The sequence below is a fragment of the Bradyrhizobium sp. sBnM-33 genome (assembly GCF_032917945.1).
Classification (GTDB): Bacteria; Pseudomonadota; Alphaproteobacteria; order Rhizobiales; family Xanthobacteraceae; genus Bradyrhizobium.
Map to the genome: position 1 here is coordinate 53,726 of NZ_CP136624.1, position 24,351 is coordinate 78,076.

The following is a 24,351-nucleotide window of genomic DNA, read 5'->3' on the forward strand; positions in this document are numbered from 1 at the left end:
CCACGTCCCAGGATTCAGCAGCAAAGAAGACGTAGATGGCCGGGACAAGCCCGGCCATGACGATTTGTTTTCGAGGACGACAAATGCCCCGCCACCACAGCAAGGGTTCCGCACCCGGCGGCTCGCAACGACAATTGCGCGTCGGCGAGACCGTGCGCCATGCGGTCGCCGATATTCTATCGCACGGTAACGTGCACGACCCCGACCTCGAAGGCCACATCATCACCGTTCCCGAGGTGCGAATGTCGCCGGACCTGAAACTCGCGACGATTTACGTGATGCCGCTCGGTGGACGTGACACCGACGTCGTGATTGCGGCGCTCGAACGCAACAAGAAGTTCCTGCGCGGCGAGATCGCGCATCGCGTTAACTTAAAATTTGCTCCCGACCTTCGCTTTCGCGTCGACGAACGATTCGACGAAGCGGAACGGATCGAGAAGTTACTGCGAACACCTGCGGTGCAAAGAGACCTCGCACCCGATTCGGACGACAAGTGATGACGATGCCCACCGCCGACCGCGTGATCGCGCAGCAAACTGCCGATCCGCACGACGCTGAAAAAAATAATTTTTCCGATTCGCGCAACGATGGTGAACGACGCGTCGACAACGGCGAGCGCCGCACCAACAACGATCCGCGTCACACCAAACAGCCGCGCCAAAACAACCAGCCGCGACGCGACAAGCGCGACGTTCATGGCTGGGTGATTCTCGACAAGCCGATCGGCATGACCTCGACTCACGCGGTTGCCATTCTCAAGCGCCTGTTCCAGGCCAAGCGCGCGGGCCACGCCGGCACGCTCGATCCGCTGGCATCGGGCGGCCTGCCGATCGCGCTCGGCGAGGCCACCAAGACGGTTCCGTTCGTGATGGACGGCCGCAAGCGTTACCGCTTCACGGTCGCCTGGGGCGAGGAGCGCGACACCGACGATACCGAGGGTCGGGTGACCCGTAGCAGCGAACTCCGCCCGTCAGCGGACGCGATCCGGGCCCTGCTGCCCCAGTTCACAGGGCCGATCGAGCAGATCCCGCCGCAATATTCAGCAATCAAGGTCCAGGGCGAGCGCGCCTACGACTTGGCTCGGGACGGCGAAACCGTCGAATTGAAGCCCCGGCCGGTCGAGATTCACGAATTAACCCTTGTAGAACATGGAGATAACGGCCAGTCCGCGTTCGAGGCGGAGTGCGGTAAGGGCACCTATGTCCGGGCGCTGGCCCGCGATATCGGTCGGATTCTGGGCTGTTTCGGCCATATCTGCGCGTTGCGGCGGACTTTGGTGGGCCCATTCCGCGAGACGGACATGATTCCGCTGGAAGAGTTGGAGGCTTTATGCAATAGAGCCGCGTCTGGCGAGGGAAGCCTCGCCGACGCGCTTTTGCCCGTTGAGACCGCGCTGGACGACATCCCGGCACTGGCCGTCACACGGGCGGATGCGGCAAGGCTCCACCGGGGTCAGGCCGTTTTGTTGCGCGGACGGGATGCGCCCAATAGTAGCGGCACAGTCTATGTCACGGTGGCAGGCCGCCTGTTGGCGCTTGCTGAAATTGGCAATGGCGAACTCATCCCCAAGCGCGTGTTCAACCTGACCGGGCTGACTGCCAGTCCCGGTCGCAGCAATGAGAGAGTTTGACGATGTCGATTACCGCCGAACGCAAAGCGGAAGTCATCAAGACGAATGCCACCAAAGCCGGCGACACCGGCTCGCCCGAGGTCCAGGTCGCGATCCTGTCGGAACGCATCAACAATCTCACGGGCCACTTCAAGACCCACGTGAAGGACAATCATTCACGCCGCGGCCTCCTGAAGCTCGTGTCGACGCGCCGCTCGCTTCTCGACTACATCAAGAAGAAGGACGAGGCGCGTTACAAGGCGTTGCTCGAAAAGCATAACATTCGTCGTTGATTTGAGTGTACGCGCGCGCACTTTGCGCGCGTTTTCGCATGATTTTCCGAAGAAACGGACTCCAGTTTTTGGAGACGATCATGCGCAAGGAGCATCATCCGACAAGGATCGTGCTCGACAAACGTCCAGCAGCAATCCGGCCGCTGGACAGGGCAAGGTGCCCATGACTGCCGAGGGGATGGACGCCATCCGAAAGATGAAGACCATGGCAGGATCGCCGGATGCTGATCTCATGTTGCGATCAGCGTCCCGCCATCTTGCGCATGGTCTTTGTGTTTTTGGGCTCCGCGCTCTCGTGAACCCATGAAAGAAGACCACTATGTTTAATAAGCATTCCGTCGAGATCGACTGGGGTGGACGTCCCCTCAAGCTGGAAACCGGCAAGATCGCCCGTCAGGCCGACGGCGCCGTGCTCGCCACCTATGGCGAGACCGTCGTGCTCGCCACCGTCGTCGCTGCGAAAGCGCCGCGCGAGGGCGTCGACTTCCTGCCGCTGACCGTCGACTACCAGGAAAAGACCTACGCCGCGGGCCGCATTCCCGGCGGCTATTTCAAGCGCGAGGGCCGCCCGACCGAAAAGGAGACGCTGGTCTCCCGGCTGATCGACCGCCCGATCCGTCCGCTGTTCGCCGACGGCTGGCGCAACGAGACGCAGGTCATCGTTACCGTGCTCTCACACGACATGGAGAACGATCCCGACGTGGTGGCGATGGTCGCCGCCTCCGCAGCGCTGACGCTGTCGGGCGTGCCGTTCAAGGGGCCGATCGGCGCCGCGCGCGTTGCCTTCAGCAATGACGAATACATCCTCAACCCGACGCTCGATGAAATGACCGACACGCAGCTCGACCTCGTCGTCGCCGGCACGTCGGACGCGGTGCTGATGGTCGAATCCGAAGCCAAGGAGCTCTCGGAAGAGATCATGCTCGGCGCCGTCATGTTCGGTCATCGCCACTTCCAGCCGGTGATCAAGGCGATCATCGAGTTGGCCGAGAAGGCCGCCAAGGACCCGCGCGAAGTCACCACCATCGACAACAGCGAGATCGAGAAGGAAATGCTCGGTCTGGTCGAGCAGGACCTGCGCTCGGCCTACGCGATTCCGATCAAGCAGGAGCGCTATGCGGCGGTCGGCAAGGCCAAGGAAAAGGTGATCGCGCACTATTTCCCGGAAGGCCAGGAGCCGAAATATGACAAGCTGCGCATCGCCGGCGTGTTCAAGGAGCTCGAGGCCAAGATCGTTCGTTGGAACATCCTCGATACCGGCAAGCGCATCGACGGCCGCGACAGCAAGACGGTGCGCAACATCATCGCCGAAGTCGGCGTCCTGCCGCGCGCCCATGGTTCGGCGCTGTTCACCCGCGGCGAGACCCAGGCGATGGTCGTGACCACGCTGGGCACCGGCGAGGATGAGCAGTATATCGACGCGCTGTCGGGGACGTATAAAGAGACGTTCCTGCTGCATTACAACTTCCCGCCCTACTCGGTCGGTGAAACCGGCCGCCTCGGCGGCACCAAGCGCCGCGAGATCGGCCACGGCAAGCTCGCCTGGCGCGCGATCCATCCGGTACTGCCGCCGCACCACGAATTCCCTTACACGGTTCGCGTGGTCTCCGAGATCACCGAATCCAACGGCTCCTCGTCGATGGCCTCGGTGTGCGGCGCCTCGCTGGCGCTGATGGATGCGGGCGTTCCCTTGAAGCGGCCGACCGCGGGCATCGCGATGGGCCTGATCCTGGAAGGCTCCCGTTTTGCGGTCCTGTCCGACATTCTCGGCGACGAGGATCATCTCGGCGACATGGACTTCAAGGTGGCCGGCACCGACCAGGGCATCACCTCGCTGCAGATGGACATCAAGATCGAGGGCATCACCGAGGAGATCATGAAGGTGGCACTCGGCCAGGCCAGGGAAGGGCGTGTCCACATCCTCGGCGAAATGGCCAAGGCGCTGACCAACGCTCGCGCCGAGCTCGGCGAATACGCCCCGCGCATCGAGACCTTCAAGATCGCGACCGACAAGATCCGTGAAGTGATCGGCACCGGCGGCAAGGTGATCCGCGAGATCGTTGAGAAGACCGGCGCCAAGGTCAACATCGAGGACGACGGCACCGTCAAGGTCGCTTCCAACGACGGCGAGGCGATGAAGGCCGCGATCAAGTGGATCAAGTCGATCGCCTCCGATCCGGAGATCGGCCAGATCTATGAGGGTACCGTGGTCAAGGTGATGGAGTTCGGCGCGTTCGTGAACTTCTTCGGCGCCAAGGACGGCCTGGTCCACATCAGCCAGCTCGCCGCCAACCGCGTGCAGAAGACCTCCGATGTCGTCAAGGAAGGCGACAAGGTCAAGGTGAAGCTGCTCGGCTTCGACGACCGCGGCAAGACCCGGCTGTCGATGAAGGTGGTCGATCAGGTCACCGGCGAGGACCTCGAGGCCAAACAGAAGGCGGAAGGCCAGGCGCCGCGTGAAGCCGCCGGCGAGTAAGGCATCGCTAAAATGTGAACAAGAGGGCGGCCGAACGGCCGCCCTTTTTTGTGGGCCGCCCGAGTTACATTGCCAGGACCGCGGCACCTGTGCGATTCCGTCGCAGGGTTGAGGAAAGAAAACGAAACCCGATCCCGCTCCTCGCCCGTAACTTGCCGCGCGCAGCGGCCTACGGCGCACACAGTCACCAAGCTCACCTACAATTAAGGAGAAGTCGATGTCATCCATATCCCGGCGCCAACTGATGTTTGCTGCAACCGGTATCGCGGCCGTGGCTGCAGCCCCACGTCTCGTTTTCGCGCAGGCCGCGGCTCCCGCCCCGGCCGCCGACCCAACCGGGCCGTTCACGCTGCCGCCGCTGACCTATCCGACCAATGCGTTCGAGCCGCATATCGACGCGAGGACGATGGAAATCCATCATGGCAAGCATCACGCCGCCTATGTCGCCAACCTCAACAACGTCGCCAAGACCAATCCGCAATTGGGCACGGCGAAGATCGAGAACGTGCTCGGCAACCTGAATGCGCTCGACGACAGCATCAAGTTCACGGTGCGCAACAATCTCGGCGGTCATGCCAACCACACCATGTTCTGGGAGATCATGGGCCCGAACGGCGGCAAGCCCGAGGGCGAGGTGCTGGCTGCGATCGATCGCGATCTCGGCGGCATGGAAAAATTCCAGAACGATTTTAATGCCGCCGGCGGACGCCAGTTCGGCTCGGGCTGGGTATTCGTGACGGTGAGCAAGGACGGCAAGCTTGCGATCGAGACCCGGCCGAACCAGGATACCCCGATGATGGACGGCAAGCGCGCCCTGATGGGCAACGACGTCTGGGAGCACGCCTATTATCTCAACTACCAGAACCGCCGCGCGGATTATCTGAGGGCGTGGTGGAATACGGTGAACTGGGCCAAAATCGCCGAGCGTTATGCGGCGGCGAAGGCCGGCACGCTCGGCGTTTGAGCGCATTCAATGTGAAAAGGGCGGCCTCTCGGCCGCCCTTTTTGCTTTTGCAGTTGGCTCTTGCCAGGATCAGGTGATGTCGAATCGATCGAGGTTCATCACCTTGTCCCACGCCGCCACGAAATCCTTCGCAAACTTCTCCTTCGAGTCGGTGCACGCATAGACTTCCGCGAAGGCGCGGAGCTGCGAGTGCGAACCGAAGATCAGGTCGACGCGGGTGCCGGTCCATTTGACCGCATTCGTCTTCCGGTCGCGGCTCTCGTATACGCCGTCAGAGCCGGCGGGCTGCCATTGCGTGCCCATGTCGAGCAGGTTGACGAAAAAGTCGTTCGTCAGCGTGCCAGGCTTTTGGGTGAACACGCCGTGCTTCGACCCGCCGAAATTGGCGCCGAGGACACGCAGGCCGCCGAGCAGAACCGTCATCTCGGGTCCCGTCAGCCGCAGCAATTGTGCCCGGTCCACCAATGCCTCTTCAGGCTTCATGAACTGGTGCCTCTTGCTGTTGATATAGTTGCGGAAGCCGTCGGCACGCGGTTCCAGCGGGGCGAAGGATTCGACGTCGGTCTGGTCCTGCGACGCGTCCATGCGACCCGGCGTGAACGGCACCTTGACGTCTAGCCCGGCGTCCTTTGCGGCTTTTTCGACCGCCGCGCAGCCGCCGAGAACGATCAGGTCGGCAAGCGAAACCTTCTTGCCGAACTCCTTCTGGATCGCTTCGAGCTTCTGCAGCACGGTCTTGAGCTCGGCCGGCTGATTGACCTCCCAGTCCTTCTGCGGGCTGAGACGTATCCGCGCGCCGTTGGCGCCACCGCGCTTGTCGGAGCCGCGGAACGTCGAGGCCGACGCCCATGCGGTCGAGACGAGCTGCGACACCGACAGGCCGGAGGCGAGAATCTTCGCCTTCAGCGCGGCGATGTCCTGCTCGCCGATCAGCGGATGATCGACCGCCGGAATCGGGTCCTGCCAGATCAACGTTTCCTTCGGCACCAGCGGGCCGAGGTAACGCGCGATCGGGCCCATGTCGCGGTGCGTGAGCTTGAACCAGGCACGCGCGAACGCATCGGCGAACTGGTCCGGATGCTCGTAGAAGCGCCGCGAGATCTTCTCGTAGGCCGGGTCGAGGCGCAGCGACAGGTCGGTGGTCAGCATGGTCGGCACATGCTTCTTCGACTTGTCGTAGGCGTCCGGGATGGTGGCTTCCGACCCTTTTGCCTTCCACTGCTTCGCCCCGGCCGGGCTCTGCGTCAGTTCCCATTCGTTTTCGAACAGGTTCTTGAAGAACAGATTGCTCCACTTGGTCGGCGTCTGCGTCCACGTGACTTCCGGGCCGCCGGTGATGGCGTCGGCGCCGACGCCCGTGCCATGCTTGCTCTTCCAGCCAAGGCCCTGATCCTCCAGCGCACCGCTTTCCGGGTCCGGGCCGACCAGCGACGGGTCACCGGCGCCGTGGGTCTTGCCGAAGGAGTGGCCGCCCGCAATCAGGGCGACGGTTTCCTCGTCGTTCATCGCCATGCGGAAGAACGTCTCGCGGATGTCCTTGGCCGCTGCGATCGGGTCCGGATTGCCGTTCGGCCCTTCCGGATTGACGTAGATCAGGCCCATCTGCACGGCGCCGAGCGGCTCCGCGAGCTGGCGTTCGCCGCTGTAGCGTTCGTCGCCGAGCCACGTGCCCTCCGGTCCCCAGAACAGCTCTTCAGGCTCCCAGACGTCGGCGCGGCCGCCGGCGAAGCCGAACGTCTTGAAGCCCATCGATTCTAGCGCGACGTTGCCGGCGAGAATCATCAGGTCGGCCCACGAGATCTTCCGGCCGTATTTCTGCTTGATCGGCCACAGCAACCGGCGCGCCTTGTCGAGATTGGCGTTGTCAGGCCAGCTATTCAACGGCGCGAAGCGCTGCTGACCGGCGCCAGCGCCGCCACGGCCATCCGTGATGCGGTAGGTGCCTGCGCTGTGCCAGGCCATGCGGATCATCAGACCGCCATAGTGACCGAAATCGGCCGGCCACCATTCCTGCGAATCCGTCATCAAGGCATGCAGGTCCTTGATCACGGCGTCGAGATCGAGCGTCTTGAATTCCTTGGCGTAGTCGAACGCCTCCCCCATCGGATCGGAGAGCGTGGAATTGCGGTGAAGAACCGAAACGTCCAGCGCGTCCGGCCACCAGTCGCGGTTCGTGCGTGCACGATTGCCGCCCGAGAACGGGCATTTTGTCTTGTCATCCATGATTGTCTCCTGAGGGTCGCTTCCTGTTCGGATTGGAAGCACTCTAAGCAGCGCCTTCCATCAGGTGAAGTTGATTTTAATGATCGGTCTGATAAGATATTCTGATGATCCAGATGACGCTCCGACAGCTGCGCTATTTCGACGCGCTGGCACGTCACGGCCATTTCGGACGCGCGGCAGAGGCATGTTCGATCTCGCAGCCGGCGCTCTCGATGCAGATCAAGGAAATGGAGGAAGTTTTGGGCGGCGTGCTGCTGGAGCGCAGCGCGCGGCAGGTCACGCTGACCAAATTCGGCGAAGAGATCGTCCAGCGCGTCCGCGACATCCTGCGATCGGTCGACGAACTCGGCGATTTCGCGCGCGCCTCACGCGACCGGCTCGCGGGGCGCTTACGCATCGGCATGATTCCGACGATCGCGCCCTACCTGCTGCCCAAGGTGATCGAGCATCTCGCGCGCCTGCATCCCGAGCTCGACATTCACGTGCGCGAGACGCTGACGCCAAAGCTGATCAAGGAGGTCACGGAGGGCCGACTCGATACCGCGATCGTTGCGCTGCCGGTGTCGGAGTCTTCGCTGACCGAGGTCACGTGTTTTTCTGAGAACTTCCTGCTGGTGCGGCCGGGCGAGGATGAGGGCACGCCGGTGCCGAGTCATGAAACGCTGCGTGAAATGCGGCTGCTGCTGCTCGAGGAGGGACACTGCTTTCGCGAGCAGGCGCTGTCGTTCTGCAACATGCAGTCCTCGCCGCCGCGGGAAGTCCTGGACGCGAGCTCGCTGTCGACGCTCGTGCAAATGGTCGGCGCCGGTATCGGCGTCACCCTGATTCCGGAAATGGCGGTCGCGGTGGAAACCCGCTCAGCGCCGGTCTCCGTCGCCCGCTTCAGGAATCCGCAGCCGTCGCGAACCATCGGCATGGTCTGGCGCAAGACAAGCCCGCTCGCCGGACAGCTCCAGCAGATATCCGAGGTGGTCTGCCTCGCCGCCGACGCATTGCGCGAACAGCGCAAGACGGCATCGTCATCACGGAAATCGCGGACCTGACGGGTCAGGCCGCCTCGGGGATATCTCAGCCTTGTTACAAACGATCATCCGCCTCGCACGACCAGACGAGTATGACAGGATCGCCCAGGCCTGGATGGACAGTTGGGCCTCGACCGGATTGGAAGACGCCAGCGATGCCCTGTTGGCGAAATTGCGCGCGCGCATCCCAATGGAGGTGGAGAGGGGCTGGAGCCTTTATGTCGTCGACGATAACGGGAATTTGGCAGCGATGCTCGCGTTGCATCTTCCCGATCGCTATCTCGACCAGCTGTTCGTCACGCCGGAATATCAGGGCAACAGCGTCGGACACCAACTGCTCGCCTTTACGCGCAAGCATCTGCCGGATGAAATCTGGCTGCGCTGCGTGCGAGAGAACGAAAAAGCCTGGCACTGGTACGAGCGCGAAGGCTTTGTGTTGGAAAAGGAGCAGGTCGAGCCGATGACGGGATTCATGATGAAATATTATCGCTGGCGGAAATCGGCGTGAAAGCCGTCGCTCGACTTGCGGGCGGCGCCTGCACCCTCTAGTTTGCCTGCTCCGTGTCATCAACTCTCGTTTTCAGACCATGTTCCGTAGCTTCACTGCCGTCATCCTCCTGTCATGCTTCGCGGTAGATGGATGGGCCCAATCTCCTCCAACAACGAACACTCCGGCGGCATCGACACCCGCGAAAGCCGTCACAAAGAAAGCGGCGCCCAAAGCCAAGGCGGCCGCGAAGCAACCGGTTGCTGCGGAAACGGGTCCTTGCCGACTTGGCATCATTTCGGCGCTCGGGGACCGCTTTGCTGTACAAAAATTTGGCCTCACGATATTTGAGACCGAGGAGAGCGCGGTCGCGGTCGAGGGATGGGGATTCGATGATCTCGTAGTCGCGCGGGTACGCGCGGCGACCGGCACTGATCCGGCAGTGCGGAGGATCACCTATCCGAAGGGCGCGTTTGAGCCCTTCTATAACCCGACGTCACGGTTCTTGCCCGACCCCCGCGAGGGCCTGCCGGCGATCGTCAGGAGTATCACGCCGGCTGCGAACTGCGAACGCTACCTTGTTGTAACCCGATTCAAAGGGCAGGTGCCGGGCACCAATCTGATGCTTGACGGCATCGGTGCATACAGTCGCGGACTAGGATCAGTCATCAGGCACTCGCACCTGTTCGCTAATGTTGGGGTGACTCTGCTCGACGGCGGCAACTACGAGACTATTAGCCGTCCATTCGCTGGTCTAGGCACGCGACTGGCCGACGGCTTGCGACTGACCGAAGATCCGCTCACCAAACTCGACAACTCGCTGTTTCCCGAACCGGCAACAGCCGTTCCGGGTAATGCGATGCTTCGCGAAAGAACCGGTGCGCTGGTTGCGGCAAGGCTCGATCAAACGCTGCCTGACTATCTCAAGAACGATTAGGCACTCCTGTATAGCGGGGCCACAGTGGTTCGAGTCTGGAATCGCCAGCCGACCTGCTGCACGAAATAAAGTTGACCAACATATCGTTGGAGCACGGCTTGTTGGTTCCAGGCGTAGTGCATTGCCAATTCGCGGTAGACGCGCAATGAACAAGCGCTGTTCGTCCAAGCCGAAGAAAGGTTCGTCCTATGATCCAACTCTACTGGTCGCCGCGGTCCCGCTCCTTCTCCGCGATCTGGCTGCTGGAAGAAGCCGGGCTGCCTTATGAGCGCGTGCTCACCGACATCACGACTGGCGCGCAGAAGGCGCCGGAATATCTCGCGATCAATCCGATGGGCAAGGTGCCAGGGCTGAAGGACGGCGACTCGGCGCTCGGAGAAGCGGCGGCGATCTGCGCTTACATCGCCGACCGATATCCCGAAACCAACCTTGCGCCGGCCGTCACCGATCCGCTGCGGGCAAGATACCTGCAGTGGCTGTTCTTTTCACCGAGCTGCATCGAGCCGGCGCTGATCCAGCTCTTCACGAAACTGGAGGTGCCGGCGAGCACCGCGGCGTGGGGCAGTGCCACCCAGACGTTCGACGTGCTCGACGCCGCCCTGCAAAAGGGTCCATGGATTCTCGGCGAGAAGTTTTCGGCCGCCGACATCATGCTCGGCTCGGGGCTGAATTTTGCGGTGCGGCTGTTCAAGATGGTGCCGCCGCGGCCGTCGTTCGACGTCTATATCGACCGCTGCGCGGCGCGCCCGGCCTTTCAGCGCGCGGAGAAGATCGCGGCGGGGTGAAGTAGACGTAGTAAGCGTAGCCCGGATGGAGCGAAGCGCAATCCGGGAGCAATGCGCCTCGTGCGAGAGTCCCCGGATTTCGCTTCGCTCCATCCGGGCTACGAAAGCTTACTCCGCCTTCAGCTCTTCGGGCCGCGGCATCGCGATCACGTTGTAGCCGGAATCGACGTAGTGGATTTCCCCCGTGACGCCACCCGACAGGTCCGACAGCAGATAGAGTGCGGAGCCGCCGAGTTCTTCCAGCGTCACGCCGCGGCCGAGCGGCGAATGTTTCTGCTGGAAGGCGAACATCGCGCGCGCATCGCCGATGCCGGAACCTGCCAGCGTGCGAACCGGGCCTGCCGAGATCGAATTGATGCGTATCTTGCGCGGGCCGAAGTCGGCGGCGAGATAGCGTACCGACGCTTCCAGCGCCGCTTTCGCCACACCCATTACATTGTAATTCGGCATCACGCGCACCGATCCGCCGAAGGTCAGCGTGATCATGGAGCCACCGGTCTCGGGCATCAGGTCGGCGGCACGTTTGGCGATTTCGGTGAACGAAAAGCAGGAGATCAGCATGGTGCGCGAAAAGTTCTCGCGCGTGGTATCGGCATAGCGCCCCTTCAACTCGTTCTTGTCGGAGAACGCAACCGCGTGGACGAGAAAGTCGAGCCCGCCCCATTTGGCCTTCAGTGTCGCGAAAACGGAATCGACGCTGGCAAGGTCTTCGACGTCGCACGACAGCACCGTATCGGCGCCGAGCGATTGCGCCAGCGGCTTGACGCGCTTGCCGAGCGCGTCGCCCTGATAGGTGAAAGCGAGCTCGGCGCCGTGCGCGTGAAGCGTCTTGGCGATGCCCCAGGCGATCGAATGATCATTGGCGACGCCCATGATCAAGCCGCGCTTGCCTTTCATCAGGTCCTGCATTCGCCTACGCTCCACTTATTTCGTTGATGTCATCACCCGCCACCCGGTCCGGCCTTCGGCCCGCCGGATGACAGGCTCCCGGGGGTGATACAGTATTCCAGAGACGTTTGTGATAGGCCGCGAGGTCGCGGCTGACTTCCCGCCCCGCCGGAGCCTGTCATCGGGCTCGCCGAAGGCGAGACCCGGTGGCGGGGCATGACAGCCGATTGAAAACTACGCATCCAGCCGCTTGAACACCAGCGTGGCGTTGGTGCCGCCGAAGCCGAAGGAGTTCGACAGAACGGTGCCGAGCTTGGCGTTATCGATGCGCTTGCGCACGATCGGCATGTCGGCAAACACCGGATCGAGTTCGGTGATATGGGCGCTCTCGCAGACGAAGCCGTTGTTCAGCATCAGAAGCGAATAGATCGCCTCCTGCACGCCGGTAGCGCCGAGCGAATGGCCGGTCAGCGCCTTGGTCGCCGAGATCGGCGGGCACTTGTCGCCGGTGCCGAACACCTTTCGGATCGCCTCGATTTCCGGCGGATCGCCGGCTGGCGTCGAGGTGGCGTGCGGATTGATGTAGTCGATCGGCGTCTTTACCGTCGAAATCGCCATGCGCATGCAGCGCTCGGCGCCTTCGCCCGACGGCGCCACCATGTCGTAACCGTCCGACGTCGCGCCATAGCCGACCAGTTCGCCGTAAATGCGCGCGCCCCGCGCCTTGGCACGTTCGAGCTCTTCCAGCACCACCACGCCGGCGCCACCAGCAATGACAAAACCATCGCGGCTGATGTCGTAGGGACGCGAGGCCGTCGCCGGCGTGTCGTTGTATTTGGACGACATTGCGCCCATGGCGTCGAACAGCACCGACAGGGTCCAGTCGAGCTCCTCGCAACCGCCGGCGAAGATCACGTCCTGCTTGCCGATCTGGATCGTCTCATAGGCGTTGCCGATGCAATGGTTGGAGGTCGCGCAGGCCGAAGAAATCGAATAGTTCACGCCCTTGATCTTGAACCAGGTCGCCAACGTCGCCGAGGCCGTTGATGACATGCCCTTCGGCACCGCGAACGGGCCGACCCGCTTCGGACCCTTGGTGCGCGCGATGTCTGCCGCTTCCACCAGCGTCCGCGTCGACGGTCCGCCCGACCCCATGATGATGCCGGTACGCTCATTGGAGACTTCGTTGGCTTCAAGACCGGAATCGCGGATCGCCTGTTCCATCGCGACGTGATTCCAAGCCGCGCCTTCGGCGAGGAATCGCATGGCGCGACGATCGATGACGTCAGCGGGATTGAGCGTTGGCGCGCCCTGCACCTGCGAGCGAAAACCGAGCTCGGCGTACTTTTCCGCGCGCGTGATGCCGGATTTTGCCTCGCGAAGGCTCGCAAGCACTTCCTGGGTGTTGTTTCCGATGGATGAGACGATACCCATCCCCGTGATGACAACCCGCCTCATGATCGCCTCGCCTCGCCGTTTACGTTGTTCTGTGAAGGTGTGTTGCTGCTGATCGCGTTGCTCAGCCGCCCGGCGCGGAGCCCTGCTTGAACAGCCCGACCTTCAGATCCTTGGCGCGATAGATAATCTCGCCATCCATGGAAAGCCAGCCGTCGCCAACGCCGAGCACCAGCTTTGAACGCATCACGCGTTTCATGTCGATGTTGTACACAACCTTGCGGGCGTTCGGCAGCACCTGGCCGGAGAACTTCAATTCCCCGAGCCCCAGCGCCCGGCCCCGTCCCTCGCCGCCGATCCAGCCGAGGTAGAATCCGACCATCTGCCACATCGCGTCCAGGCCAAGGCACCCCGGCATGACCGGGTCATTCTTGAAGTGACAGCCGAAAAACCACAGGTCCGGCTTCACATCGAGTTCGGCGCGGATCAGGCCCTTGCCGAACTCACCGCCCTTTTCGGTGATCTCGGTGATGCGGTCGAACATCAGCATCGGCGGCAGCGGTAGCTGCGCATTTCCGGGGCCGAACATCTCACCGCGGCCGCAGGCGAGCAAATCCTCGTATTCATAACCGCTGCGCCGATCCAGCATCGTAGTCAGCCTCACCTTAGATGTCCCGATGGAGCGCTTTGAGCGAACCGGACCCGTTTCCCTACGGGAGAACACTTGTTTCCCCGCAATCTGGCGCTACTTAGGGTGCTATCGGCACTAGCCTCTGCCGAAATCGCATATGTGGTCCGCGCGCTCTGTAACATAGGCATTAGCGCGCGGCAAAGCACTGGAACGGGCTAAAACGCCCCGTCGTTACGCTTGTTCCTCTTAACCTTGGGCCAGTTCTAGTTGCGAAAAACTTGCATCTACCTGATTTCCTTTTATATTGGGCAAGAATATTGCCCAAGTTAGCGCGTGTGGTACCCGAAGTGGACATGAACGACCAAGCCTCGCCCCTGAACGACGACGGTATCGATCCGGCTGCCCGCGCCGCTGGACACCAGCCGGCGTTGACTGGCTGTCCGTGGCACGACGTCAATGAAATGCTGCAGGCCGCTGGCCTCAGGCCCACCCGGCAGCGCATGGCGCTGGGCTGGCTGCTGTTCGGCAAGGGCGCCCGCCATCTGACCGCGGAAATGCTGTATGAGGAGGCGACGCTCGCCAAGGTTCCGGTGTCGCTGGCCACCGTCTACAACACGCTCAATCAGCTCACGGACGCCGGTCTGTTGCGCCAGGTCTCGGTCGACGGCACCAAGACTTATTTCGACACCAACGTCACCGCGCATCACCACTTCTATCTCGAGAACAATCACGAGCTGGTCGACATCCCCGATCCGCACCTGGTGTTGTCGAAGATGCCCGACGTGCCCGAGGGCTATGAGATCGCCCGCGTCGACATGGTCGTGCGGCTGCGCAAGAAGCGCTGACGCGCCTCTCTCCACACGTCGTCCCCGCGAACGCGGGGACCCACAACCACTAATCTTTGTTGTTAAGGAAGGCGTCTACCCGCTCGCCTCATCGACAGGCCGCGGCGTATGGGTCCCTGCTTTTCGCAGGGACGACGGAGAACCTCAATCCACCCTTTCGTCCGCATACACGCCCCACAGGCGCTGCTGCTCGATCCAGCCGTCAAAGCCGTTGCCGACGACGCGGCACCAGCCATTGGCGCATTTCTTGACTTGCGCGACGACGCCGGCCTGCAGGCGGGCCGCAACCGCGCTCGTCGGATCGGGACGATCATAGAGCGATGCAAGCTCATCCTTGCTCTTCATGGTGACGACCGCAGTGCGGCGGCCGGACAACAGCGAATGATAGACCCAGCCCTCGGCGCCTTCGGAATCGCGCACGCGCCGCCAGTTCTCGAACTCGGCGGTGATTTCGACCGGCAGGCCCGAACGGGTATAGATCCAGGCGACGTCGTTGTCCTTGGTCGGACCGGCCCGCACATTCACATGATCGGATTTGAGGCTGACATATCGCGGCACCGGCAGGCCGCTCGTGGTGGTGGCCGAATCCTTGGCCGAAAACCCTGCACTGACCGATGCGACAAGCCAGCACGCCGCCAGCACCGCCACCGAACAGAAACGCCCCAACGCCATCAACCCGTCTCCTGCCGAGCTACCCCAACTCGAATTCTCCGAGTTGAGACCGCCCGCTAACGCCCGAAAAACCCAAATCCCCGTGCCCCGCTTTGGCCGCACCCGACTTGCAACGTCCGAGGGGTTCTTGTCTTGGCCCGGCCTTCTGATAGAGAGGACGGAACGCCTAGAACCAGAACGCCCGGATTTTCCGTCGAGAATCCGAGGCAAGTATTGGGAACCCAAGGGACTTACCTCAGCAAACAGCCGGATACCGGGACCGCGTGGCCATCGCAGTGTCGAACAACCGGGTTAATGAGGTCTGAACGGCGCGCCTCTGCGCACCCTCCCTCATGAGAGCAGGACATGTCGGTTAAGAAAAAACCTCTCGTCGTCGTCACTCGCAAATTGCCTGACTCGATCGAGACCCGGATGCGCGAGCTGTTCGACGCAAGGTTGAATCTCGACGATACGCCGATGACGCCGGAGCAGATCGCGGATGCGGTCCGCACTGCTGACGTGCTGGTGCCGACCGTCACCGACATGGTCCGCGAGGAAATGCTCAACGATCCCGACTGCAAGCTGCGCATGATCGCCAATTTCGGCAACGGCGTCGACAATATCGACGTCGCGGCGGCGCATGCGCGCGGCATCACGGTGACCAATACGCCGAAAGTACTGACCGAAGACACCGCCGACATGACGATGGCGCTGATTCTCGCCGTACCGCGGCGCCTGATCGAGGGCGCCTCGATTCTCACCGACGGCAAGAACTGGGCTGGCTGGTCGCCGACCTGGATGCTCGGCCATCGCATCGGGGGAAAACGCCTCGGCATCATCGGCATGGGCCGCATCGGTCAGGCGGTTGCCCGCCGCGCGCGCGCCTTCGGCCTGCAGATCCACTATCACAACCGCCGCCCGGTGGCGCCTGTTATCGCCGATGAACTCGGCGCGACCTACTGGGAAAGCCTCGACCAGATGCTGGCGCGGATGGACATCATCTCGGTGAACTGTCCGCATACGCCTGCGACCTATCACCTCTTGTCGGCCAGGCGGCTGAAGCTGATCCGCAAAGACGCCTACATCGTCAACACCGCGCGCGGCGGGGTGATCGACGAGGACACGCTGATCAAGCTGCTCGAAGCCGGTGACATCGGCGGCGCCGGCCTCGACGTCTACGAGCATGAGCCCGCGGTCAATCCGAAACTGGTGCGGCTGGCGAAAGCCGGCAAGGTGACGCTACTGCCGCATATGGGCTCGGCTACCATCGAAGGCCGCGTCGAGATGGGCGAGAAGGTGATCATCAATATCAGAACCTTCCTCGACAACCACAAGCCGCCCGATCGCGTGCTGCCCAGCATGCTGTGAGTCTATTAGCCACGTGTAGCCCGGATGGAGCGCAGTGCAATCCGAGGGCGGTACACGCCGGATGAACTGATCCCGGATTGCGCGGAGCCTGTCATCGGGCGCGCATTCGCGCGACCCGTTGGCTCCATCCGGGCTACACGAACGCGCTACAGCGACTTATTCCGCCGCCGCTCCATCCGGGCTACCACATCATTTGCTCTTCCGCCGCTCTCGTTTCCGCCACTCCGCGACAAACGAGACGAACGCGGCAAGCGCCGGCGGCGGCTGGCGACGGCTCGGATAGTACAAAAACGGCCCCGGAAACGGCGGGCACCAGTCGTCGAGCACGCTGACCAGCGCGCCCGACTTGATGCCGTAGCGTACATAACCTTCGAACGTCAGCCAGAAGCCCACCCCGTCATGGACGGCGCGCAATGCCAGCCCCAGATAGGTCGCGACCAGCTTGGCCGGCGGGGAAACCTTTACGACACGGCCCGCTTTCTCAAACTCCCAATCCAGCATCGCGCCGCTGCCGAAGCGGGTGCGGATACAGGCATGGTCGAGCAGATCCTTCGGCGCTTCCGGTCGACCATGTCGAGCAACATACTCCTTGGACGCCACCACGGCGTAACGCTGCGGCGCTCCGAGCGAGACCGCGATCATGTCCTGCGCCAGATGTTCGCCATAGCGCACGCCGGCGTCGAATCCGCCGGCAACGATATCGATAAACGAACTCTCGCCGACGATCTCCAACTCGATTTTGGGATGCTTCTCAAGAAACGGCGCGACCATCGGCGCCAACACGAGGTCGATTGCCGGCGGCGGCGCATTGATGCGTAGACGCCCCGACGGCACGGCCCGCAGGCCGCGCACCTGATCGAGCGCCGCACCGACATCCGATAGCGCCGGGCCGACGCGCCCCAGCAACAACTCGCCGGCTTCGGTGAGGGCTACGCTGCGCGTGGTGCGATTCATCAGGCGGACGCCGAGCCGCTCCTCCATGTCGCGCAGCCGCTGGCTGAGGCTTGAGACAGAGACGCCCTGTTCTGTCGCGGCACGGCGGAAATTCCGGGTGCGCGCCACGGCGACGAACGCGTCGAGGTCGCGGAGGTCGAAATCCTTCATTGTTCGATATACTGAACAAGCTATTTCGTATTGTCCAGCTTATCGATTCAGTCGAGACGGTCCATATCGGTCTCGTCGCCACCGATCTTTTGAGGAGGACCATCATGGAAAAGCGCAAACTCGGCACGACGGGCCCAACCGTCTCCGCCATCGGCCTCGGCTGCATGGGCATGTCAGACTTCTACGGGCCGGCCGACCGCAGCGAGAGCATTGCCACCATCCACGCCGCGCTCGACGCCGGCATCACCCTGCTCGACACCGGCGATTTCTACGGCATGGGTCACAATGAAATGCTGATCGGCGAAGCGCTTGCCGCGCGCGGCCGCGACAACGTCCGGATCAGCGTCAAGTTCGGCGCGCTGCGCGACCCCGCAAAGAACTGGTCCGGCTACGACAGCCGCCCGGCGGCGATCAAGAATTTCCTCGCTTATTCGCTGCAGCGACTGCGCGTCGATACAATCGATATCTACCGGCCGGCACGGCTCGACCCGGACGTGCCGATCGAGGAGACGGTCGGTGCGATGGCAGACATGGTGAAGGCCGGCTGGATCAGGCATATCGGCCTGTCGGAAGTCGGCGCGGAGACCGTCCGCCGCGCCCATGCGGTGCACCCGATCAGCGACCTGCAGATCGAATACTCATTGATCTCGCGCGGCATCGAGGACAACATCCTGCCGACCTGCCGCGAACTCGGCATCGGCATCACGGCCTATGGCGTGCTGTCACGCGGGTTGATCAGCGGGCACTGGACGGCCGATCGCGGGACCAAGGATTTTCGCGCCATGAGCCCGCGTTTCCAGGGAAGCAATCTCGACGCCAATCTGGCGCTGGTGGACTCATTGCGTGCGATTGCAAGCGAGCTCGGCGCCTCCCCCGCACAGGTCGCGATTGCGTGGGTCGCGGCGCAGGGCAACGACATCGTGCCGCTGGTCGGCGCCCGCCGTCGTGACCGTCTCTCCGAAGCGCTCGGCGCGCTCGACGTGAAGCTGACCGAGAAGCATCTCGCCGCGCTCGCCAAGGCGTTTCCGCCAGGCGCTGCGGCCGGCGCGCGGTATCCGGAGTCGCAGCTCGCGCATATGGACAGCGAGAGGGCCGCGAAGCAGTGAGAACGCCAAGCGTCATCGGCGCCGGTGTATGCGGCGGCACCCCCGACCATAGCCGATGCTCCGCATCGGCGTGTTTGTTAAGGACGGCGGCCGGAGGCCGCCTATGCCTCCCCCGCAAGCGGGAGAGGGAGCGGATAGCGTACGTCGTGGGGCCGCCAGTTCTTGATCTTACAGATGGGGTTTGTTGAGCGCGCATCTCACGAAGCGGCGCGCTCGTGGCCCTCTCCCGCTCTTGCGGGGGAGGGCCGGGGTGGGGGCAGCCACTCCGGGATTCTAGGCCGCGTAGCCGCTCAAATCAGTGATCGTGGGCGTATCGCCATTGAGCGGGTTGGCCGGGTCGCGCGTGTAGCGCAGGGTTTCGAACCGCATCGCGCGCGCGTCCACCATCACCAGCCGCCCTACCAGGCTCTCGCCGAAGCCGACGATCTCACGGATCGCCTCCAGCGCCATCATCGAGCCCAGCATGCCCGCCAGCGCGCCCATGACGCCGGCCTCGGCGCAGGCCGGTATGGTGCCAGGCGGCGGCGGTTCGGGAAACAGGCAGCGATAGGTCGGATTGAAGTGGCCGTCACCGTCCCGTTCATGCGCCCGGATCGTGGTCAGCGATCCGTCGAACATCCCCAGCGCCGCCGTGATCAGCGGCTTGCCGGCGAAGAAGCAGGCATCGGAAACCAGGTAGCGGGTTTCGAAATTGTCGGAGCCGTCGAGCACGAGATCGTAGCCGTCGATCAGCGACATCACGTTCCCCGCATCGAGGCGCACCGCATGCGCCTCGAACTGGACATGGGGGTTGAGCGCGTGAACCGTATCCGCGGCGCTGTCGACCTTGCGCCGCCCGATGTCGGGCGTGGCGTGGATGATCTGCCGCTGCAGATTGGACAGCGAGACAACGTCGTCATCAACAGCACCGAGCCTGCCGACACCGGCCGCCGCCAGATACATCAGGACGGGCGCGCCGAGGCCGCCGGCGCCGATCACCAGCGCGGATGCCGCTTTCAAGGCGGCCTGCCCGGGACCGCCGACTTCGCGCAGCACGATATGGCGGGCGTAGCGTTCGAGTTCGTCGGCGCTCAGCATGGTCGTGTGCTGTCCTTCCTTCGCTGGCAAACCCTCATGGTGAGGAGCGCGGAACGCGCGTTCACCGGACGATGCTTCGCATCGTCTGGACACCATGAGGCCCGGCTGGTGGCCTCGTCCTTCGAGACGCCGCTTCGCGGCTCCTCAGGATGAGGGGAAAACTGAACCGGGGTGCGGTTGTTGCCGACTAAGCAGATGTGCTTAATTGGTCGGACGTCAATGATTGCACTCTCCTTATTTTCTGCCGGGATTTGTCGGGATTTGTCATGAGATTGGTGCTTTCAGCAACATTGATGATCGCTGCGTCGATTTTTGTGATCTCAGGGGCCGCCGCGCAGGCGCAAATGACGCCACCTTCGACGGCGGGCGCCAAGCCGAAGCAAGTCACGACGGTGCCGATCCGTCCCGCGCTGCAGAGGCCGGAGGACACGGCGAAGGCCTTAAACCAGGCCGAGCGGCTGGCGCTGCAGTCGGACCTCGCCTGGGTCGGGCAATATAACGGCGCCATCACCGGTGACGTCAGAGAGCGCATGGTCAATGCGATCAAGGAATTCCAGAAGTCGCGCGGGGCCAAGCCAACCGGCGTGCTCAATCCGCAGGAGCGCGGCACGCTCGCCGATACCGCCCGAAAAAAGCAGGAAAACGTTGGCTGGAAGATCACCGTCGATCCCCGCACCGGTGCGCGGCTCGGCATTCCCACCAAGCTGGTGCCGCAGCAGGCCAGCGATGCCAATGGCACCAAATGGACCTCTCCGAACGGCACGATCCAGATCCAGCTTTCGCGGCGCAAGGAAGCCAATCCGACCACGACAAAACTCGCCGAACGCGAGAAGAAAGAGCCGGGCCGCACCATCGATTACACCGTGGTCAAGCCGGATTTCTTCGTGCTGTCCGGCCTCCAGGGCCTGAAGAAGTTTTATATGCGCGGCACCTTCAAAGGCGATGAGGTCCGCATCCTCACCATCATGTACGACCAGGCAACCGAGAACACCGTCGAGCCGGTCGTGATCGCGATGTCGAGCGCGTTCAATGCGTTTCCGGCTGCCGCGCAAACGGCAGGGCCTCCCCCGCGCAGGAGCGTGGAATATGGCACCGGCCTCGTCGTCGGCGACGATGGCGCGATTCTGGCCGACCGCCAGATCACCGATGGTTGCCTCACGGTCGCGATCGCAGGCTTCGGCAATGCCGATCGCGTCGCCGAAGACAAAGAGCACGATCTGGCGCTCTTGCGCATCTATGGCGCGCGCGGGCTGAAGGCGCTCAATCTCGCCAATGCCGCCACCAAGGCGGCGCTCGACCTCACCGGCATTGCCGATCCGCAGAACCAGGGCGGCGGCGCGGCGGTGACCAGCGCCAAGGCATCGGTGGCCCAGCTTGGTGGCGGCAGCGACATCGCGCTGACGCCCGCGCCGGTACTCGGCTTTTCCGGCGCGCCCGCGCAGGACGGCGACGGCAGCTTCGCCGGCATCGCGCTGTTGAAGCCGGTTCAGGTGGCGGGACCTACCAATGGCGTACCGGCGGCGCAGGCTGTGCTGGTGGCAGCCGATACCGTGCGCGGTTTCCTCAAGGCCAACGGCGTCAACGCGGCCGGCGGATCGAGCGATGCGAAGCCGTCGGTCGTCCGCGTGATCTGCGTGCGGAAATAGCGCTCGCTCGTGTCCCGGACGCGGTGCAGCGTGTAACGCTGCTCCGCAGAGCCGGGACCTATCTGTGCCGCGGAGCGATGGGCCCCGGCTCAGCAGCGCATCACTGCGTGCTGCGCTGCGTCCGGGGCACGAGATGACCTGCTCCGTGGATTATGCAGACGCGCGCGGAGCGGGGACGCGCGATGCGATCACGCGCTTCTTGTTGTCATTCATCGAGGCAAATCGGCCCGCTGCAGCATGCACAGCCGTATTCACCCGTTATTGCCACAATTCCATAATTCGGCATCATTGCAAGCTGACTGATTCGGACAACCGCGATTCGAGAAGACCTTTGGATCGGGCTGGGTACGTCTGAGGAGCGAAAGCTCGGCACCGCAGAATGCGGTGCTCCTCGTGTGGCGTAACCCCTCTGAAGCCATCCAAAGGATCTAGAATGCAGACGATCGTATTGGCCACCCAAAAGGGCGGCTCCGGCAAAAGCACGCTGGCCATCGGCCTCGCGCTTGCAGCCATCCAGGCCGGGCACACCGTCCGCCTGATCGAGACGGACACCCTTTCGAACTGGCAGCGCCGGCGCCCCTTTGCCGAGCCCATCGTCGAGCCGGTCTACGTGGCCAGCGACGTCGAACAACGACTACAATCGCTCGATCGTGACGGCGTGACGATGACGATCATCGATACCGCCGGTGGCGTCAGTGCATCGACCAATTCAGCCATTCGTTATGCCGATCTGTGCCTGATTCCGACGCGCCCGAGCGTCGCCGACATCGAAGCGACTGCCGCGACGCTGAGCGTCATCAGGGCCTGGCACAAGCCGTTCGCCTACGTCCTGAACCAGACCCCGATCCGCGGCGCGCGCCTTAGCAACGCCGAGGCTGCGCTCAGCGAGGAGGCCGCACGCGATATCGCCGACATCGTCGCAAGGCCCTTCATCGTGATGCGCAACGATCACCAGGACGCGCTGAGCTCGGGTCTTGCGGTCAGCGAATATGCACCAAGCGGCAAATCCGCCGAGGAGATCCGCGGCCTCTGGCAATGGATCGAAGCCCGGCTGGACGATACGGCGGCCGCCGACGAACGGATCGCGGAGGCATTCGTGGGAGCGCCGGAGATCCTTCCGGCAATGGCTGCGCTCGCGCCAATCGAAAACGACAGCGCTCTCTTCCTGAGAGCGCCGGCTCGAAGCTGACACCCCGCTCCCCGCAACGCCGTTGCCTGCGACAAATGCGAAGCGTTTGCGCAAGGGAGCATCGCGACGACTTGTCCGCCAAAGCTCGGCGGGCGAAGACGGAAGCAATCCGGCCCACCAGCCCCGCCGGATTGCTTCGCTCCGCTATCTGTTCCGGCGCAGCCATTGTTCCCGCGTCACACGCCATCGTTCGGCTAGCGTCTGACCGTTGTGATGGGCAAGCTCGACGTAGCCGACCAATTCGGCGCCGGTCTTTTGCTTGACCCGGCGCGATGCCTCATTGGTAACCGCGTTACAAGCGTAGAAGACCTCGAGACCCAGTACGCCGAAGACGAAACTGTTCACCTCCGCGACGGCTTCGCTCATCAGGCCTTGATTCCAATAGCGTTCCGCGAGCCAGAAGCCCCGGTTGCCCTTCGCATTGTCCGATCTCGGGCGGAAGCGAATATTCCCGATCGCCTCGCCATCACCGCCGCGCAGCACCAGCATCCAGTTATAGATCTCTTCCCCCGCGGCGACCCTCTCCAGCTCCCTCGTGATGAAAGTCGTCGCGCCGTCCTCCGGATATGGCCAGGGGACAACCGATGCGAGATGCTGGATGATATTCCAGTTGTTGAAATGCCGTTGGATCGCCGGCGCATCGGATAGCGCGAGCGGCCGCAAGATCAGTCGCTTGGTTTCGAGCGTCGGCGTGATGGTCATTTCTGACATTTCGGACACCAGAAGGTCGAACGGCCGTTCTGAACGAAGCGCCGCACGATACCTACGCAGCCTTTGGTTTGGCACTTCTCGCCCTCTCGATCATAGACCTGGAACGAGTGCTGGAAATAGCCGAGCTCGCCCGAGGTCAGCCGATGATCGCTGATCGAGGAACCGCCGGCTTTAATGGCCTGATTGAGCACTGTGTGAATTGCATCCACCAGCCGCCCTGCATGGTCGGTCGGCTCACCCTTCGTCGTTGCCAGTGTCGCCGCCAGCCGCCGCGGCGAGAGATGCGACCGGTACAGCGCCTCACAGACATAGATATTGCCGAGGCCGGCGACCACGCGCTGGTCGAGCAGCGCGGCCTTCAGGCTGGTCTTCTTGTTGAAGCAGGAGCGCGCCAGCATCGCGGCGTCGAATTCGTTGCCGAGCGGCTCGGGCCCGAGGTCCTTCAATAGCGGTTCGTGCTCCAGCACGTTACGGGCAATAATCTTCATGTAACCGAAACGGCGCGGATCATTGAACACGACGGATCTGCCCGACGACATGTGAAACACCACGTGATCATGAGCGCGGTCCTCGCTGCGCGGATGGTGGAATTGGCCGGGCGTATTGCTAGTGCCGCCATCGAGCACCCGGAACGAGCCGGACATGCCCAGATGCATCAGCAGCACGTCGCCGGAGGTAAGGTCCGCCATCAGGTATTTGGCGCGGCGGCCAAGGCCAGTCACGGTCTGACCCTCCAGCCGGGCGATAAAGTCTTTTTGAAAGGGAAACCGCAAATCCTTGCGGCGGGCTTCCGCTTTGAGGATTTTTGACCCCTCCATGGCGGGCTGCAGGCCGCGGCGGACGGTCTCAACTTCAGGCAATTCAGGCATGCAGGCATTCACCTTGTGAAGGCGACGTGATAGCGCCATTGCGGCGGGCGCGCTATGGTCCGGTAATGGAGTAAG

The 24,351-nt window shown here is 62.9% G+C and carries 23 protein-coding genes; 14 read left to right on the forward strand and 9 right to left on the reverse strand.

What is annotated here, in order from left to right; translation table 11 throughout:
• The first annotated feature begins 83 nt into the window (after positions 1–83).
• The 5 genes from rbfA (at position 84) to RX328_RS00255 (ending at position 5,342) form a co-directional block, all read left to right on the forward strand.
• The gene (gene rbfA / locus RX328_RS00235; protein ID WP_028347857.1) at positions 84–497 is read left to right on the forward strand and encodes a 30S ribosome-binding factor RbfA; all 414 of its coding nucleotides are present in this window, start codon (positions 84–86) and stop codon (positions 495–497) included.
• Positions 497–1,630, forward strand: coding sequence for a tRNA pseudouridine(55) synthase TruB (gene truB, locus RX328_RS00240; RefSeq protein WP_213252766.1), 1,134 nt, complete (start codon positions 497–499; stop codon positions 1,628–1,630). The genes rbfA and truB overlap by 1 nt, the downstream gene beginning before the upstream one ends.
• Before the next feature lie 2 nt (positions 1,631–1,632).
• A complete protein-coding gene (gene rpsO, locus RX328_RS00245) occupies positions 1,633–1,902 on the forward strand; it encodes a 30S ribosomal protein S15 (RefSeq protein WP_028347859.1) in 270 nt (89 codons plus the stop codon).
• Between the two features lie 319 nt (positions 1,903–2,221).
• The gene (pnp, locus tag RX328_RS00250; RefSeq protein ID WP_213252765.1) at positions 2,222–4,378 is read left to right on the forward strand and encodes a polyribonucleotide nucleotidyltransferase; all 2,157 of its coding nucleotides are present in this window, start codon (positions 2,222–2,224) and stop codon (positions 4,376–4,378) included.
• Positions 4,379–4,595: 217 nt separating this feature from the next.
• Positions 4,596–5,342, forward strand: coding sequence for a superoxide dismutase (locus RX328_RS00255; RefSeq protein WP_213252764.1), 747 nt, complete (start codon positions 4,596–4,598; stop codon positions 5,340–5,342).
• A gap of 69 nt (positions 5,343–5,411) precedes the next feature.
• Here RX328_RS00255 and katG read toward each other — a convergent pair whose 3' ends face one another.
• A complete protein-coding gene (katG, locus tag RX328_RS00260) occupies positions 5,412–7,565 on the reverse strand; it encodes a catalase/peroxidase HPI (protein WP_213252763.1) in 2,154 nt (717 codons plus the stop codon).
• A gap of 104 nt (positions 7,566–7,669) precedes the next feature.
• Here katG and RX328_RS00265 point away from each other — a divergent pair, with 104 nt between their 5' ends.
• The 4 genes from RX328_RS00265 to RX328_RS00280 all read left to right on the forward strand — a co-directional run bounded on the left by RX328_RS00265 (position 7,670) and on the right by RX328_RS00280 (position 10,796).
• Positions 7,670–8,608: a LysR substrate-binding domain-containing protein gene (locus RX328_RS00265; RefSeq protein WP_213252762.1), complete on the forward strand. Its 939-nt coding sequence runs from the start codon at positions 7,670–7,672 to the stop codon at positions 8,606–8,608.
• Positions 8,609–8,639: 31 nt separating this feature from the next.
• A complete protein-coding gene (locus RX328_RS00270) occupies positions 8,640–9,095 on the forward strand; it encodes a GNAT family N-acetyltransferase (protein ID WP_213252761.1) in 456 nt (151 codons plus the stop codon).
• A 79-nt stretch (positions 9,096–9,174) separates the two neighbouring features.
• On the forward strand, positions 9,175–10,011 hold the full coding sequence (locus RX328_RS00275) for a hypothetical protein (protein ID WP_213252760.1): 837 nt from the start codon (positions 9,175–9,177) through the stop codon (positions 10,009–10,011).
• 188 nt (positions 10,012–10,199) lie between these two features.
• Positions 10,200–10,796, forward strand: coding sequence for a glutathione S-transferase family protein (locus RX328_RS00280; RefSeq protein WP_213252759.1), 597 nt, complete (start codon positions 10,200–10,202; stop codon positions 10,794–10,796).
• 108 nt (positions 10,797–10,904) lie between these two features.
• Here the strand turns inward: RX328_RS00280 and fabI are convergent, their stop codons facing one another.
• The 3 genes from fabI to fabA all read right to left on the reverse strand — a co-directional run bounded on the left by fabI (position 10,905) and on the right by fabA (position 13,728).
• Positions 10,905–11,705 (reverse strand): enoyl-ACP reductase FabI, encoded by an 801-nt coding sequence (fabI, locus tag RX328_RS00285; RefSeq protein ID WP_213252758.1) that lies wholly within the window; start codon positions 11,703–11,705, stop codon positions 10,905–10,907.
• Positions 11,706–11,918: 213 nt separating this feature from the next.
• Positions 11,919–13,142 carry a beta-ketoacyl-ACP synthase I gene (gene fabB / locus RX328_RS00290; RefSeq protein ID WP_213252757.1) on the reverse strand — a complete coding sequence of 408 codons (1,224 nt, stop codon included), beginning with the start codon at positions 13,140–13,142 and terminating at the stop codon, positions 11,919–11,921.
• A 61-nt stretch (positions 13,143–13,203) separates the two neighbouring features.
• Positions 13,204–13,728, reverse strand: a complete 525-nt coding sequence (fabA, locus tag RX328_RS00295) for a 3-hydroxyacyl-[acyl-carrier-protein] dehydratase FabA (RefSeq protein ID WP_171578877.1) — start codon at positions 13,726–13,728, stop codon at positions 13,204–13,206.
• 335 nt (positions 13,729–14,063) lie between these two features.
• On the opposite strand from fabA, the gene irrA reads away from it, so the two are divergent.
• Positions 14,064–14,555 carry an iron response transcriptional regulator IrrA gene (irrA, locus tag RX328_RS00300; protein ID WP_057844747.1) on the forward strand — a complete coding sequence of 164 codons (492 nt, stop codon included), beginning with the start codon at positions 14,064–14,066 and terminating at the stop codon, positions 14,553–14,555.
• A 144-nt stretch (positions 14,556–14,699) separates the two neighbouring features.
• Here irrA and RX328_RS00305 read toward each other — a convergent pair whose 3' ends face one another.
• A complete protein-coding gene (locus RX328_RS00305; protein ID WP_213252756.1) occupies positions 14,700–15,227 on the reverse strand; it encodes an SH3 domain-containing protein in 528 nt (175 codons plus the stop codon).
• Positions 15,228–15,572: 345 nt separating this feature from the next.
• Here RX328_RS00305 and RX328_RS00310 point away from each other — a divergent pair, with 345 nt between their 5' ends.
• Positions 15,573–16,574 (forward strand): 2-hydroxyacid dehydrogenase, encoded by a 1,002-nt coding sequence (locus tag RX328_RS00310; RefSeq protein ID WP_213252755.1) that lies wholly within the window; start codon positions 15,573–15,575, stop codon positions 16,572–16,574.
• 189 nt (positions 16,575–16,763) lie between these two features.
• Here RX328_RS00310 and RX328_RS00315 read toward each other — a convergent pair whose 3' ends face one another.
• On the reverse strand, positions 16,764–17,678 hold the full coding sequence (locus RX328_RS00315; RefSeq protein WP_213252754.1) for a LysR family transcriptional regulator: 915 nt from the start codon (positions 17,676–17,678) through the stop codon (positions 16,764–16,766).
• Between the two features lie 104 nt (positions 17,679–17,782).
• On the opposite strand from RX328_RS00315, the gene RX328_RS00320 reads away from it, so the two are divergent.
• Positions 17,783–18,784, forward strand: a complete 1,002-nt coding sequence (locus tag RX328_RS00320; protein WP_213252753.1) for an aldo/keto reductase — start codon at positions 17,783–17,785, stop codon at positions 18,782–18,784.
• A gap of 273 nt (positions 18,785–19,057) precedes the next feature.
• Here the strand turns inward: RX328_RS00320 and RX328_RS00325 are convergent, their stop codons facing one another.
• Positions 19,058–19,861 (reverse strand): HesA/MoeB/ThiF family protein, encoded by an 804-nt coding sequence (locus RX328_RS00325; protein ID WP_213252752.1) that lies wholly within the window; start codon positions 19,859–19,861, stop codon positions 19,058–19,060.
• Between the two features lie 266 nt (positions 19,862–20,127).
• Between RX328_RS00325 and RX328_RS00330 the strand changes: the two genes are divergently transcribed.
• Together RX328_RS00330 and RX328_RS00335 are read left to right on the forward strand one after the other, a co-directional pair.
• Positions 20,128–21,507 carry a serine protease gene (locus tag RX328_RS00330; RefSeq protein WP_213252751.1) on the forward strand — a complete coding sequence of 460 codons (1,380 nt, stop codon included), beginning with the start codon at positions 20,128–20,130 and terminating at the stop codon, positions 21,505–21,507.
• A 433-nt stretch (positions 21,508–21,940) separates the two neighbouring features.
• Positions 21,941–22,696: a ParA family protein gene (locus RX328_RS00335; RefSeq protein ID WP_213252750.1), complete on the forward strand. Its 756-nt coding sequence runs from the start codon at positions 21,941–21,943 to the stop codon at positions 22,694–22,696.
• Positions 22,697–22,840: 144 nt separating this feature from the next.
• Here the strand turns inward: RX328_RS00335 and RX328_RS00340 are convergent, their stop codons facing one another.
• Positions 22,841–23,407 carry a GNAT family N-acetyltransferase gene (locus RX328_RS00340; RefSeq protein ID WP_249726597.1) on the reverse strand — a complete coding sequence of 189 codons (567 nt, stop codon included), beginning with the start codon at positions 23,405–23,407 and terminating at the stop codon, positions 22,841–22,843.
• The gene (gene mutM / locus RX328_RS00345) at positions 23,395–24,276 is read right to left on the reverse strand and encodes a bifunctional DNA-formamidopyrimidine glycosylase/DNA-(apurinic or apyrimidinic site) lyase (RefSeq protein ID WP_213252749.1); all 882 of its coding nucleotides are present in this window, start codon (positions 24,274–24,276) and stop codon (positions 23,395–23,397) included. Before mutM ends, RX328_RS00340 begins: the two co-directional genes overlap by 13 nt.
• Positions 24,277–24,351 lie beyond the last annotated feature (75 nt).